Consider the following 14,293-nt stretch of genomic DNA (forward strand, 5'->3'; position numbering starts at 1 on the left):
CGACGGGTGCGTCGGCGCCCCGCGCGCCGGCCCGGCCAGCGTACGACCCGGCTCTACCGCCACAGCCGCACCGGTGTGTCGGGGTGGTACACGCGATAGCCGCCGACCTCCCGGACGAGCGCGGCGTCGGCGGAGTCGGCGAGCAACCGGCGCAGCCGGCGGTCCATCGGCGAGTCGACCTCCACCACGTAACCCGGCCGTTCGGCCCGGCCGACCTGCCGCCAGTACGGCCGGTAGCGGTTCTGCCCGGGGGACAGGTCGGCGTCGAGCACGCCGCAGACGACCCTCTCGTCGGTGTTGAAGATCAGCCGGTTGCAGGTCCAGTAGTCCCCGTACACCTCGTGCGGGCCGTCGGCGCGCAGGGCGGCGGCCAGGTCCCGGGCCTGGCGCTCCTCGGTTCGCGACGCGGCGGTGCCGGTCGTCGCGAACAGCACGGTGATCACCAGCGTGATCGCGGTCAGCGCGACCAGCACCGCGGTGGCCAGCGCGCCGGTGAGCCGGCCGAGCACGCTGACCGTGCCCCGCCAGGAGGTCAGGGCCGCCACCCAGAGCGGCCAGAGCACCGCCGGCAGTGACAGTTGCAGCACCGACAGGTAGCGGGCGTTGTCCAGTGGGCTGGTCGCGGCGAGCGGGCTGCGCACGTACGACAGCAGGGTCAACGCCGCGCCCGCGACCAGCGCGAGCTGTACGACCGGCCCGACCCGCTCCCCGCGCGGCCCGCCGGCGGCCCGGCGGTACGCGAGTACGGCGAGCGCCGCGGCGGCCACCAGCAGCAGCGGGTAGAGCAGCCCGAACCACTGCTGCCAGCGCCCGCAGCCGTCCACCGGGCAGAGCCCGTGCGCCAGCGGCACCCCCTCCAGCAGGCCACCGGAGATCCGCTCGGACCACGCCGGCAGCGGCCCCGCCTTGGTGCTGACCTCCCGGAACACCGTCAGCGAGTCCTCACCCGGCCCGGCACGCAGGTTGTCGACGATCATCGGCGCGACCCCGACCACGAAGCCCGCCACCAGCAGCAGACCGGACCAACCGAGCAGCTCCCGGCGCAGCGCCCACACCAGCGCCAGCCCGGCCACCGCCAGGTACGGCAGGATCAGCCAGTCCGACCAGGCGGCCACACCGACGAGCAGGCCGAACAGTGCGACGGCGAGCCGCCGGCGGTGCACCGTGCCGGCGGCCAGTCCCACGGTGATCAGCAGCATCAGCAGCACCGCCGGCTTCACCTCCGGCCGCCCGCCGACGACGGTGAGCTGGTCGCGTACCACCCGCTCCGGCCCGAGCGCGAGCAGGCCGACGACGAAGGTGGCGAACCAGGGCGCGCAGATCCGGCGGGTCAACCGGTGGATCAGGTAGAGGAAGAGCGCGTACAGCGCGAGCATTGGCAGCCGCAGCACCGGCCAGCTCGGTCCGGCCAGCGCGACCAGCGGCGCCGCCAGGTACGACTCCAGCATCCCCATGTAGTGCTGGCCGTACAGGAAGACCGGGCGTTCCCGGCCCTGCCCGATGTGCAGCGCGGCGAGGCCGAAGGTGGCCTCGTCGCTGTTCGACACCGGCACCGTGTACAGCGTCAGGACCAGCCGGTAGACGACGCCGACCAGCCCGACCAGCAGCGCCACGAGCGCCGGCCGGTCGAGTCTCGGGCGCCACCGCCCACGGTGCTGCTCTGGATGCGACACGACCAACGCCCCCGTCGTCGTCCCGACCGGAGTGTTTCACGGACGGCGGGCGGGCCGGGGAGGTTCGGCGCAGCCGGGGCCGGCTCGCGTGGCCGTGGGTGTCGACGTGTGGCAGGGTTGGCGCGTGCCACCCACTCCCGCCGGCCAACTGGCCGTTCCGAACCTGCACCGGGCAGCGCGGATCGAGGACGCCGTTCACCAGCTCGTGGAGCGCCGCCTGCGCCGCACCGGCTGGCGGGTCAACATCGTCGCGTACACCGGCTACGGCGCCCCGGGCTGGGTACGGGTGATGTGCCGGGTGCTGCTGGGCCGTCCGGACACCCGCCAGCGGGGCCGCCTGGACAAGGTTCGCGGCTGGCGCAGCTTCACCACCCTGCCGGCGAAACACGTCACGGTGACCATCGAGGCCGGCGGGGTGCGCCACGAGACGCGGGCCGACCGCAGCGGCTTCGTCGACACGCTGGTCGAGGCCGACCTGCCGCCCGGCTGGGGCACGGTCCGGCTCAGCGTCCCCGACGCCGAGCCGGTCGACGCGCCGGTGCGCATCCTCGACCCGGACGTCACGTTCGGCATCCTCTCCGACATCGACGACACGGTGATGGTCACCGCGCTGCCCCGGCCGCTGCTCGCCGCGTGGAACACGTTCGTGCTCGACGAGCACGCCCGCGCCGCCGTACCCGGCATGGCGGTGCTCTTCGAACGCCTCGTCACCGCGCACCCCGGTTCGCCGGTCTTCTACCTCTCCACCGGCGCGTGGAACGTCGCGCCGACGCTGACCCGGTTCCTGTCCCGGCACCTCTACCCGGCCGGGCCGCTGCTGCTCACCGACTGGGGGCCGACGGCCGACCGCTGGTTCCGCAGCGGCATGGAGCACAAGCGCTCCACCCTGGCCCGGCTGGCCAAGGAGTTCCCCGACGTGCGCTGGCTGCTGGTGGGCGACGACGGCCAGCACGACCAGGAGATCTACCGGGAGTTCGCCGCCGCCCACCCGGAGAACGTCGCCGGGGTGGCGATCCGCCGACTGTCCCCGACCCAGTCGGTGCTGGCCGGTAGCCTGCCCGCCCCCGCCGGCCGCCCCTCGTCGGGACCGGTGGGGCAGAAGTGGCTGTCCGCGCCCGACGGCGCCGGCCTGTGGCAGCTGCTCCGAGACGCCAACCTGGTCTGAGCGTCGCCGCGTTCGTCAGCCCTGGCGGAGCCAGACCGCGCCCAGCGGGGGCACCTGGAGGGCCGCCGACGCCACCATTCCGTGCCACGGCACGTCCTCGGCGCGGACCTCGCCCAGGTTGCCCACGCCCGACCCGCCGTAGTGGTGCGCGTCGGTGTTGAGCACCTCGGTCCACGTCCCGCCGGCCGGTAGCCCGATCCGGTAGTCGTGCAGCGGCTGGGCGGAGAAGTTCGCCACGCACACCAGCGTCGAGCCGTCCGGGGCGATCCGGACGAACGACACGGTGTTGTTGGCGACGTCGTCGCCGGCGATCCAGCGGAACCCGGCCGGTTCGGTGTCCTGTGCCCAGAGGGCCGGCGTGTCCCGGTAGACCCGGTTGAGGTCGCCGACGAGCCGTTGCACGCCGGCGCGGGCCGGGTCGTGTAGCAGGTACCAGTCGAGGCCCCGCTCCTCGCTCCACTCCCGGTCGTCGGCCAGCTCGGAGCCCATGAAGAGCAGCTGCTTGCCCGGGTGCGCCCACATGTACGCCAGCAGCGCCCGTACGTTGGCCAGCCGCTGCCAGGTGTCGCCGGGCATCTTGCCGGCCAGTGACCCCTTACCGTGCACGACCTCGTCGTGGCTGATCGGCAGCACGTAGTTCTCGCTCCAGGCGTACGCCAGGGAGAACGTGAGCTGGTGGTGGTGGTGCTGGCGGTAGATCGGATCCTTCGAGGTGTAGAGCAGGGTGTCGTGCATCCAGCCCATGTTCCACTTGAAGCCGAAGCCCAGCCCGCCGTCGGCGGTCGGGCGGGTCACGCCCGGCCAGGCGGTGGACTCCTCGGCGATCATGACGACGCCGGCGTGGTGCTTGTAGACGGTCGCGTTCACCTCCTGCATGAACGCGATGGCCTCCAGGTTCTCCCGACCGCCGTACTGGTTGGGGGCCCACTGGCCGTGCTCGCGGGAGTAGTCCAGGTAGAGCATCGAGGCGACCGCGTCGACCCGCAGCCCGTCGACGTGGAACTGGTCGCACCAGTAGAGGGCGTTCGCGACCAGGAAGTTGCGGACCTCGCGGCGGCCGAAGTCGAACACGTACGTGCCCCAGTCGGGGTGCTCGCCCCGGCGCGGGTCGGGGTGCTCGTAGAGCGGGGTGCCGTCGAAGCGCGCGAGCGCCCACTCGTCCTTGGGGAAGTGCGCGGGCACCCAGTCGAGGATCACGCCGATGCCGGCGGCGTGCAGGGAGTCGACGAGGTGGCGGAAGTCGTCGGGGTCGCCGAAGCGGGACGTCGGCGCGAAGTAGCCGGTCACCTGGTAGCCCCAGGAACCGCCGAACGGGTGCTCCATCACCGGCAGGAACTCCACGTGCGTGAAGCCCAGCTCGGTGACGTACGCGACGAGCTGGTCGGCCAGTTCGCGGTAACCGAGGCCGGGCCGCCAGGAGCCGAGGTGCACCTCGTACACGCTCATCGGCTCCTGGTGGGGCTGGCGCTCGGCCCGCCGGGCCAGCCAGTCCGCGTCGTTCCACCGGTACGTCGAGTGGTGCACCACCGAGGCGGTGGCCGGCGGCACCTCCGCGTACGCCGCGAGGGGGTCGGCCTTGTCCCGCCACTGCCCGTCGGCGCCGAGGACCCGGTACTTGTAGCGGGCGCCGACGCGGGCGTTGGGCACGAACAGCTCCCACACGCCGCTGGAGCCGAGTGACCGCATCGGCCAGCCGTCGTCCGGGCCCCAACCGGTGAAGTCGCCGACCACCCGCACCCCACGGGCGTTGGGCGCCCACACGCTGAACGCCACACCCTCGTCGAAGACCCGCGCGCCGAGCGCGTCCCACAGCCGCTCGTGCCGGCCCTCGCCGATCAGGTGCAGGTCCAGTTCGCCGAGGGTCGGCGGGTAGCGGTACGGGTCGTCGTGCGCGGTGCCGTCGACCTCCACCCGGTAGTCGAGCACGGTGCCCTCGACCTGGGCCTCGAAGACGCCCACGTCGTGCACCCGCTTCATCGGGTACCGCTCGTCGCCGACGAGCAGCACCACGTCACCGGCGCCCCGGCGCATCGTGCGGATCGTCGTGGCGGAGTCGGCGGGGTGCGCGCCGAGCAGCGCGTGCGGGTCGTGCGTCGCGCCGGTGATCAGCTGGTCCATCGGGCGTCCTTCGGGGCGGCGTCGGTCGGTGCGGAGGCGGCGGGGCGGGCCGCGGCGGGGCGGGCCGCGGCCGGGCGGGCCGCGGCCGGGCGCGGAGCCGCCGCCGGGTCGGTGGCGGCTGTCGGTGCCGGGGTCGTCGGCGCGGTGCCTCCGGACAGGTCGTCCGGGACGTCGGCGACGGTCAGGTCCGCCGGTTCGACACCGGCGGGCGCCGGCGCGGCGGGCGGCGTCGGCCGGCGCACGGTCAGCACGTGCGCGGGTTGCAGGTACGGGTCGAGGCGTACCGCGTTGCGCTGACCCCAGTCGTAGCTGGTGCCGGTCAGCTCGTCGTGCACGGTGAACCGTTCGTGCCAGTCGAAGCCCAGCGCCGGCATGTCGAGGGTGGTGTTGCCCCACTGCACGACGCGCGGGTCGAACGAGCAGATCACGATGACGGTGTTGCCGGTCTCCGGGTCGTGCTTGGACCAGCAGAGCAGCGCCGGGTTGTCGATCTCGTGGAAGCGCAGGTTGCGCAGCTGGTGCAGGGCCGGGTTGTCGCGGCGTACCCGGTTGAGGGTGGCCAGGAACGGCGCCAGCGAGCGGCCCTGCGCCTCGGCGCCGGCCCAGTCCCGGGGCCGCAGCTCGTACTTCTCGTTGTCCAGGTATTCCTCGGTGCCCGGCCGGGCCACGTGCTCGAACAGCTCGTAGCCGGCGTAGAGACCCCAGGAGGGGGAGAGCAGCGCGGCCAGCACCGCCCGGATCTTGAACATCGGCGGGCCGCCGTGCTGCAACGACTCGTGCAGGATGTCCGGGGTGTTCGGCCAGAAGTTCGGCCGCATGTAGTCGGCCGCCTCGATCAACTCCTCGCAGTACGCCCGCATCTCGGCGGCCGTCGTGCGCCAGGTGAAATAGGTGTACGACTGGGTGAAGCCGATCTTGCCGAGGCCGTGCATGATGGCCGGCCGGGTGAACGCCTCGGCCAGGAACAGCACGTCCGGATCGACCGCCTTGACCTCGGCGATCAGCCAGTGCCAGAAGTCGAACGGCTTGGTGTGCGGGTTGTCCACCCGGAAGATCCGGATGCCCTCGCCCACCCAGTGCAGCACCACCCGCAGCACCTCGGCGCGGATGCCCTCCGGGTCGTTGTCGAAGTTGACCGGGTAGATGTCCTGGTACTTCTTGGGCGGGTTCTCCGCGTACGCGATGCTGCCGTCGGCCCGGGTGGTGAACCACTCCGGGTGCTCGGTGACCCACGGGTGGTCCGGCGCGCACTGCAACGCCAGGTCCATCGCCACCTCCAGGCCCTGCGCCGCCGCCGCCTCGATGAAGGCGCGGAAGTCCGCCGGCGTACCCAGGTCGGGGTGGATGGTGTCGTGGCCGCCCTCGGCGGCGCCGATCGCCCACGGCGAGCCCACGTCGGTCGGCCCGGCGGTGAGCGCGTTGTTGCGGCCCTTGCGGTTGATCCGGCCGATCGGGTGGATCGGCGGCAGGTAGAGCACGTCGAAGCCCATCGCCGCCACGCCGGGAAGCCGCTCGGTGGCGGTCGCGAAGGTGCCGGAGACGTCGCCCACCGCTCCTTCGGAGCGGGGGAAGAACTCGTACCAGGCCGAGTAGAGCGCCCGCTTGCGGTCCACCCAGATCGAGTACGTGTCACCGGCGGTGACCAACTCTCGCACCGGGTGCTCCCAGAGCAGGTCGGCCAGGGCGAGCGCCGGGCCGACGCGCTGCGGCAACGGCAGGTCGGTGTCGGCGAGCGCGGTGAGCGCGGCGGCGACGCGGGGCCGGTCGGCGGCCGGCACGAGGTCCCGGGCGGCGGCCAGCACCCGGGCGCCTTCGGCCAGGTCGTTGGCCAGGTCCTCCGGCCCCTGCCCGGCGGCGATCTTCTTGGTCACCGCGTTCTGCCAGGTCAGGTACGGGTCCTGGAACGCCTCGACGGAGAAGGTCCATTCGCCCACCGCGTCGGGGCGGATGGTGGCGTGCCAACGGTCCTGGCCGGGCTCGCCGGGGCGCATCCGGGTGGACGGGCGCTGGGCGCCGTCCGGGCCGGCCCACACCACGGTGCAGCCCAGCGCGTCATGCCCCTCCCGGTAGGCGCGCGCCGACACCGGAACCGGCTCGTCGACCACCGCCTTGGCCGGGTACCGCCCGCACGAGACGACGGGGGAGACGTCTTCGATCGGGAACCGTCCAGTCACCCCGCCAACCTACTGCGCGAGATCCGTTCGCGCGCGGCCAAGCACCCCGGTCAGTCCCAGGTGCGGTTCGCCAGGACGCGCCGCGTAACGAGAGGTGTCACGTATCGTTGGTATTACGTGACGGAGGTACCGAGCATGCGGCTGAACAGCAAGGGCCAGGTGACCATCCCGGCCGCGCTGCGAGCCCGTTACAACCTGCATGAGGGCGATGAGGTCGACGTGGTCGAGGAGGGCGGGGCCCTGCGCATAGTGCGCGTGCAGGGCGCCGAAACCCGAGGTCAACGCCTCGTCCGACACATGCGCGGGCGGGGCAGTGCCAAGGAGACCGAGCACATGTCCACCGAGGAACTGATGGAGCTGCTGCGTGGCGAGTGAGAGGCTGCGCGCAGTGCCATCGCGTCCAACCGGCGTAGTGACGACCCTGGTCGATACCAACGTGCTGCTGGACGTCTTCACCGACGACCCTAAGTGGGCCCAGTGGTCTGCCACCGCCCTCGCCGAGGCCCGCGACGCGGGCCACCTAGTGATCAACCCCATCGTGTACGCGGAAGTGTCGGTCCGTTTCGCCCGCATCGAGGAACTGGACGAGGCCCTGCCGGCGGGGGACTTCCTCCGCGAGGAATTGCCCTACCTGGCCGGCTTTCTTGCAGGCAAGGCATATGCGCGGTACCGGAAGCTCGGCGGCACCAAGCGCTCGCCGGTGGCCGACTTCTACATCGGTGCACACGCCGCCGTCTGCCGATACCACCTCTTGACCCGTGACGGAGCGCGCTACCGCACGTACTTCCCGACCTTGGCGCTGATCACGCCGGACGACTAGTGGCCGCTGTCGTAGCCGTTCCCTGACCGGCCGCCCGTTGTCGTGATCCACTCGCGTTTCGTGAGGCCGGAGTATCAGCGCACGTTCGATGCCGCGGTTTCCTGCACGACGAGTCGATCGAAGCCATCAGGCAGCACGCGAACGGGCCAAGTGGGCGATTCCAGAGCGCGAGCCGGCGGTGGCGTCCGAACGGCTGCCGATCGGTGGCTCTTCAGCAGCACCGCGCTCGGCGTGTCGTATCGCCCAGCAGCCAACGATCAAGGAAACGAAGGTGTGCTCGCGCTCAGGCGGGCGGGTTCGGTGCCACGAACGACCCCTTGCCCTGGTGCACCTCGATCCAGCCCCGCTCATCCAGGATCCGCAGTGCGAATCTGATGGGCGTAGGGCTGGCCTGGTACTGCTCGCCCAGTTCCGCGATCGAGGGCAGCTTGTCCCCGGGTCGCAGGGCGCCGGACTGAATCGAGCGGATCACGTCGTCGATGACCTGCTCGTACACGGGTTGCCTGGGCATGGCAGGGCCACCTCTCGTCAGCCCCCTGAGCATGCCACCGCACATGACACTCTGTGCATGTTGTGTTGACTCTGTACACACTGCACTCTATGTTGGGTGGCGGGGGTTCTCTCGTCAGCAGCGGAGGTCCCTTGGGCAGGGCGGGGTGGTTCCCCCGTGTCGCCCCGCCCTGACCTGCTTCTTCACCGTCGCGTTCCGTCGTGTCCAGGAGGTGCCAATGCGTGAACGTCCGTCCGACGGGCCGTTGCCGCCCGCGTACCCGGTGGCCGGTGGTCGGCCGCCGCACCCGGACGGGGATCGGGTGCCCTGTCCGCCGCGTCCTGTGCGGGCACCGCTGCCCCGGCGGCAGTACCTCTACGGAGGCGTGATCGCTGTGGTCGTACTCCTGCTGTTTGTTCTCGGGGTGGTCCGGTGAGCGCGACGGGCCGGCGGTGAACGAGCTGCCGGTGGGTCGCCGGGTCGCCCAGTGGCGGGTGCGGCGCAACATGACGCAGCAGCAGTTCGCCGACCGGCTCGGTAAGTCGAAGAGTTGGGTGGACAAGGTCGAACGTGGGGTACGCCGGCTGGAGCGGGTGTCCAACCTCCGGGAGATCGCCGACACGCTGCGCATCGACGTCGAGGTGCTGCTGGCCACCCGGCCGGTGCGGCCCGCGCCGGTTGCCGCCGGAGTGGATGGGGTGCGGGCGGCGCTGGCCCGGTACGACCGGCCGGATGGAGACCGGCCGCCGCTGGTCGAGGCGTTGCGGGCTCGGGTGGAGCACGCCGAGCAGAGCTACCGCCATGCCCGGTACCCGGCGTTGCTGGCCCTGCTGCCCGGCCTGCTCGATGCCGCCCGCGAGGCGCAGACCGCGCGGCCCGGAGCGACGGAGGCCCTGCTGGTGTCGGTGTACGGGCTCGTCGCCTTGGCGCTGGTCAAGGTCGACCAGGGGGACCTGGCCTGGTTGGCGGCCGACCGTGCGATGACCGCCGCTGCCGGCGATCCCCGGCTGGCCGCCGTCGCCACCGTGGCACTGAGTCAGGCCCTACGCTCCCGTGGCCGGCGGCTCGCCGCTCTGGATGCCGCTCTCCTCGCCGTCGACCGCTGCGACGGGTCCACGGCCGCGTCATCGCCACGAGGAACGCTGCTCATCCAAGCCGCCCTCGCCGCTGCCGACCGGGGCGACGAACGACTCGCCCACCAGTCGCTCGACCGGGCGGCGGACGCCGCGGGGGAGGTCGGAGCCGACAAAGGGGCGGCGATCGACGCGGCTCGGGTGGTTGCCGAGGCGGCGCTGGGCGACGTCACCACGGCCGCAGCCCGGCACCAGCGACTGGTCGCCGACGACCGGTGGCGGTCACTGCCGCCCGAGCACCGCGCCGCGTACCTCCTCGACGTGGCCCGCGTCCACGCTCGCGTAGGTGACATGCGCCGGGCCGGCCGTACGCTGCTCGACGCGGAACGCGTAGCCCACAGCGAGGTGCACCATCGTCCGGCGGTACGGAAGCTGGTCGCCGTCGTGTCGCGAAACGCCGACGCGCCGACCGAACTGGCCCAGCTCGCCGCCACCCTCCACGTCGCCTGACGCTGTCTCCCTCAGCTCGCCATGACCGAGCGGTACACGTCCTGGGTCTGGCGGGCGATGGCGTCCCAGGAGAAGTGCTCGACCGCCCGCCGCCGACCCGCCAGGCCGAACCGCTCGGTACGCGCCTGGTCGGCGAGCAGCGTGTTGATCGCCGCCGCCAGGTCGGCCACGAAACGGTCCGGGTCCAGTGGGGTGCCGGAGCCGTCGGTGGCCTGCTCGATCGGCACCAGCAGGCCCGTCTCGCCGTCGACCACCACCTCGGGGATGCCGCCGGTGGCGGTCGCCACCACGGCCGTCTCGCAGGCCATCGCCTCCAGGTTGACGATGCCCATGGGCTCGTACACCGACGGGCAGGCGAAGACCGTGGCGTGGGTGAGCACCTGGATCACCTCGGGCTTGGGCAGCATCTCGGCCACCCAGATCACCCCGGATCGGTTGGCCCGCAGCTCGGCGACCAGCTCCTCGACCTCGGCGGCGATCTCCGCCGTGTCCGGCGCGCCGGCGAGCAGCACGAGCTGGGTGTCCGCCGGCAGCTCCCGGGCGGCGCGCAGCAGGTAGGGCAGCCCCTTCTGGCGGGTGATCCTTCCCACATACACCACGCTGGGCAGCGCCGGGTCGATGTCGAGCCGGTCGAGCACGTCGGTGCCGTGGTCCGGCGCGTACTGCACGGTGTCGATGCCGTTGTAGACCACCCGGACCCGGTCCGGGTCGACCTGCGGGTAGGCGGCCAGCACGTCGTTGCGCATCCCGCCACTGACCGCGATCACCGCGTCGGCGGCCTCCACCGCCGTGCGCTCACACCAGGACGAGAGCGCGTACCCGCCGCCGAGCTGCTCGGCCTTCCACGGCCGCAGCGGCTCCAGGCTGTGCGCGGTCAGCACGTGCGGCACCCCGTGCAGCAGCTTCGCGGTGTGCCCGGCCAGGTTCGCGTACCAGGTGTGGCTGTGCACCACGTCCGCGCCGGCGGTGCCGGCGGCCATCTCCAGATCCACGCCCATCACGCGCAGCGCGGCGTTCGCGCCGGTCAGGCCGGGCGGTTCGGCGTACGCGGTGACGCCCGGCTCGGTGCGCGGCAGCCCGAAGCAGTGCACGCGGACGTCGGCGAGGCGGCGCAACTCCCGGGCCAGGTACTCGACGTGCACGCCCGCGCCGCCGTAGACCTCCGGCGGGTACTCGCGGGTGAGCAGATCGACGCGCAGCGGGGTGGGTTCCGTCATGACCCCGCACCCTAGTGCAGAAGACTCCCCGTACGAGTGGTGAAGTCCGACGCGGGTGGATAGCGTCGGGGCATGGCTGCCAAGGTGCTCGCGATCGTCCTGGCGGGTGGGGAGGGCAAGCGCCTGATGCCACTCACCACGGACCGGGCCAAGCCGGCCGTCCCGTTCGGCGGGATGTACCGCATGGTCGACTTCGTCCTCTCCAACCTGGCCAACGCCGGCTATCTCAAGATCGTCGTGCTGACCCAGTACAAGTCCCACTCCCTCGACCGACACATCACCAAGACCTGGCGGATGTCCACGCTGCTCGGCAACTACGTCACCCCGGTGCCCGCACAGCAGCGGCGCGGCCCGTGGTGGTTCGCCGGCTCGGCCGACGCCATCTACCAGAGCTTCAATTTGATCAACGACGAGCAGCCCGACTACGTGATCGTCTTCGGCGCCGACCACATCTACCGGATGGACCCGCGGCAGATGGTGGAGGACCACATCGCCTCCGGTGCCGCGGTGACCGTCGCCGGCATCCGCCAGCCGCTGTCGATGGCCGACCAGTTCGGCGTCATCGAGGTCGGCGAGGACGGCCGGCGCATCCGGGCGTTCCGCGAGAAGCCCACCGACGCGGTCGGCCTTCCGGACGCGCCCGACGAGATCTACGCCTCGATGGGCAACTACGTCTTCACCACCCGCGCGCTGTGTGAGGCGGTCGAGCGCGACGCGGAGGACAAGACCAGCAAGCACGACATGGGTGGCAGCATCATCCCGATGCTCGTCGAGCGGGGCGAGGCGAACGTCTACGACTTCCGCGACAACGAGGTGCCGGGCAGCACCGACCGGGACCGCGGCTACTGGCGCGACGTGGGGACGCTCGACTCGTTCTACGACGCGCACATGGATCTGATCAACGTGCACCCCGTGTTCAACCTCTACAACTTCGACTGGCCGATCTACACCGAGCAGCCGCCGTGGCCGCCGGCGAAGTTCGTCCACCAGTGGGGTGAGCGCGTTGGCCGCGCGGTCGGCTCGATGGTCTCTCCGGGCGTGGTGATCTCGGGCTCGCTGGTGGAGAACTCGATCGTGTCACCGAAGGTGCGGGTGCACTCCTGGGCGCACGTCGAGGGTTCGGTGCTGATGGAGGGTGTCGAGATCGGCCGCCACGCGGTGGTCCGGCGGGCGATCCTGGACAAGAACGTGTTCGTCCCGGAGGGCGTCGAGATCGGCGTCGACCTGGAGAAGGACCGGCAGCGCTACACCGTCTCCGACAACGGCATCGTGGTCATCGGCAAGGGTCAACGGGTCGAGCCGTGACCGTCGCACTATCAAGGAGGTAGACCCCCGTGACCCATCCCCGTGCCGGCCAGCCCGCCGAGCCCGCCGACCTGGTCGACGTGCCGCGCCTGGTGACCGCCTACTACGCCGAACATCCGGACCCAGCGGACCCGGCGCAGCAGGTCTCCTTCGGCACCTCCGGCCACCGGGGTTCCAGCCTGCGCAACGCGTTCAACTCCGACCACATCCTCGCGGTCACCCAGGCGCTCTGCGACTACCGGCGGGAGCAGGGCCTGGACGGCCCGCTGTTCCTCGCGCGGGACACGCACGCGCTCTCCGCGCCGGCCGCAGTGGACGCCCTGGAGGTCCTCGCCGCCAACGGCGTCACCGTGCTGGTGGACAGCCGCGACGGCTACACGCCCACCCCGGCGCTGTCGCACGCGATCCTCACCCACAACCGGGGGCGGACCAGCGGGCTCGCCGACGGCATCGTCATCACCCCGTCGCACAACCCGCCGGACGACGGCGGCTTCAAGTACAACCCGACCAACGGCGGGCCGGCCGACACCGACGTCACCCGGTGGATCCAGGACCGGGCCAACGCGATCCTCGCCGCCGGGCTCAAGGAGGTCCGCCGGATCACCTACGCGCGGGCTCGCGCCGCCGACACCACCGGGGAGTACGACTTCCTCGCCCACTACGTCGACGACCTGCCCGCGGCGATCGACATCGACGCGATCCGCGACGCCGGGATCCGGATCGGCGCGGACCCGCTCGGCGGGGCGAGCGTGGCGTACTGGGGTGAGATCGCCGAGCGGCACCGACTGGACCTGACCGTGGTCAACCCGACGGTCGACCCGACCTGGCGGTTCATGACCCTGGACGGCGACGGCAAGATCCGGATGGACTGCTCGTCGCCGAACGCGATGGCGTCGCTGATCGCCGCCCGCGCCGACTTCCAGATCTCCACCGGCAACGACGCCGACGCCGACCGGCACGGGATCGTCACCCCGGACGCCGGCCTGATGAACCCCAACCACTACCTGGCGGTGGCGATCGGTCACCTGTTCCGTACCCGCACCGCGTGGGGTCCGTCCGCCGCCGTTGGCAAGACGCTGGTGTCCTCGTCGATGATCGACCGGGTCGCCGCCGACCTGGGCCGGCCGCTGCTGGAGGTGCCGGTCGGCTTCAAGTGGTTCGTGCCCGGCCTGCTGGACGGCGCGGTGGGCTTCGGCGGTGAGGAGAGCGCCGGAGCGTCGTTCCTGCGCCGCGACGGCTCGACCTGGACCACCGACAAGGACGGCATCCTGCTCTGCCTGCTGGCCTCCGAGATCCTGGCCACCACCGGGCGCACCCCGAGCGAACACTGGGCCGAGCTGGCCGAGCGGTTCGGCGCGCCCGCGTACGCCCGGATCGACGCCCCGGCCACCCGGGAGCAGAAGGCCGTGCTCGGCAAGCTCTCCCCGGATCAGGTCACCGCCACCGAGCTGGCCGGCGAGCCGATCACCGCGACGCTGACCACCGCACCGGGCAACGGGGCCCCGATCGGCGGTCTGAAGGTCAGCACCGAGTCCGGCTGGTTCGCGGCGCGCCCCTCCGGCACGGAGGACGTCTACAAGATCTACGCCGAGTCCTTCCAAGGCCCCGACCACCTGAAAAAGATCCAAACCGAAGCCAAAAACCTGGTGGACGAAACCCTCTCCCAAGCCTGACCCCACCCACCCACCCCACCCACCCACCCACCCCACCCACCCACCCACCCCACCCCGGCCTTGGGTATAAAAAAG

General features: G+C 71.7%; 12 protein-coding genes. 7 read left to right on the forward strand and 5 right to left on the reverse strand.

What is annotated here, in order from left to right; all coding sequences use genetic code 11:
- Positions 1–53 precede the first annotated feature (53 nt).
- On the reverse strand, positions 54–1,673 hold the full coding sequence (locus AB0H52_RS21975; protein WP_151490714.1) for a hypothetical protein: 1,620 nt from the start codon (positions 1,671–1,673) through the stop codon (positions 54–56).
- A 124-nt stretch (positions 1,674–1,797) separates the two neighbouring features.
- Here AB0H52_RS21975 and AB0H52_RS21980 point away from each other — a divergent pair, with 124 nt between their 5' ends.
- A complete protein-coding gene (locus tag AB0H52_RS21980; RefSeq protein ID WP_151490715.1) occupies positions 1,798–2,838 on the forward strand; it encodes a phosphatase domain-containing protein in 1,041 nt (346 codons plus the stop codon).
- 15 nt (positions 2,839–2,853) lie between these two features.
- On the opposite strand, the gene glgB is transcribed toward AB0H52_RS21980, so the two are convergent.
- Positions 2,854–4,956: a 1,4-alpha-glucan branching protein GlgB gene (gene glgB, locus AB0H52_RS21985; RefSeq protein WP_151490716.1), complete on the reverse strand. Its 2,103-nt coding sequence runs from the start codon at positions 4,954–4,956 to the stop codon at positions 2,854–2,856.
- Positions 4,944–7,130 carry a maltotransferase domain-containing protein gene (locus AB0H52_RS21990; protein WP_357949623.1) on the reverse strand — a complete coding sequence of 729 codons (2,187 nt, stop codon included), beginning with the start codon at positions 7,128–7,130 and terminating at the stop codon, positions 4,944–4,946. The genes glgB and AB0H52_RS21990 overlap by 13 nt, the downstream gene beginning before the upstream one ends.
- Before the next feature lie 117 nt (positions 7,131–7,247).
- Between AB0H52_RS21990 and AB0H52_RS21995 the strand changes: the two genes are divergently transcribed.
- Positions 7,248–7,505, forward strand: a complete 258-nt coding sequence (locus tag AB0H52_RS21995) for an AbrB/MazE/SpoVT family DNA-binding domain-containing protein (RefSeq protein ID WP_225854809.1) — start codon at positions 7,248–7,250, stop codon at positions 7,503–7,505.
- A gap of 37 nt (positions 7,506–7,542) precedes the next feature.
- Positions 7,543–7,950, forward strand: a complete 408-nt coding sequence (locus tag AB0H52_RS22000; protein ID WP_357949626.1) for a type II toxin-antitoxin system VapC family toxin — start codon at positions 7,543–7,545, stop codon at positions 7,948–7,950.
- 283 nt (positions 7,951–8,233) lie between these two features.
- Here the strand turns inward: AB0H52_RS22000 and AB0H52_RS22005 are convergent, their stop codons facing one another.
- Positions 8,234–8,461, reverse strand: coding sequence for a winged helix-turn-helix domain-containing protein (locus tag AB0H52_RS22005; RefSeq protein WP_151492795.1), 228 nt, complete (start codon positions 8,459–8,461; stop codon positions 8,234–8,236).
- Positions 8,462–8,678: 217 nt separating this feature from the next.
- Between AB0H52_RS22005 and AB0H52_RS22010 the strand changes: the two genes are divergently transcribed.
- Complete coding sequence (locus AB0H52_RS22010) at positions 8,679–8,876, forward strand: hypothetical protein (protein ID WP_151492794.1); 198 nt, start codon at positions 8,679–8,681, stop codon at positions 8,874–8,876.
- A 16-nt stretch (positions 8,877–8,892) separates the two neighbouring features.
- The gene (locus tag AB0H52_RS22015) at positions 8,893–10,023 is read left to right on the forward strand and encodes a helix-turn-helix domain-containing protein (RefSeq protein WP_225854807.1); all 1,131 of its coding nucleotides are present in this window, start codon (positions 8,893–8,895) and stop codon (positions 10,021–10,023) included.
- A gap of 11 nt (positions 10,024–10,034) precedes the next feature.
- Here the strand turns inward: AB0H52_RS22015 and glgA are convergent, their stop codons facing one another.
- A complete protein-coding gene (glgA, locus tag AB0H52_RS22020; RefSeq protein WP_151492793.1) occupies positions 10,035–11,240 on the reverse strand; it encodes a glycogen synthase in 1,206 nt (401 codons plus the stop codon).
- Positions 11,241–11,312: 72 nt separating this feature from the next.
- On the opposite strand from glgA, the gene glgC reads away from it, so the two are divergent.
- A complete protein-coding gene (glgC, locus tag AB0H52_RS22025) occupies positions 11,313–12,545 on the forward strand; it encodes a glucose-1-phosphate adenylyltransferase (RefSeq protein ID WP_151492792.1) in 1,233 nt (410 codons plus the stop codon).
- Positions 12,546–12,574: 29 nt separating this feature from the next.
- Positions 12,575–14,218 (forward strand): phosphoglucomutase (alpha-D-glucose-1,6-bisphosphate-dependent), encoded by a 1,644-nt coding sequence (gene pgm, locus AB0H52_RS22030; RefSeq protein WP_151492791.1) that lies wholly within the window; start codon positions 12,575–12,577, stop codon positions 14,216–14,218.
- Positions 14,219–14,293: the final 75 nt, after the last annotated feature.

Origin of the sequence: Micromonospora sp. NPDC050695, from assembly GCF_040654415.1 — a bacterium.
In the GTDB taxonomy this organism is placed as follows: Bacteria; Actinomycetota; Actinomycetes; order Mycobacteriales; family Micromonosporaceae; genus Micromonospora.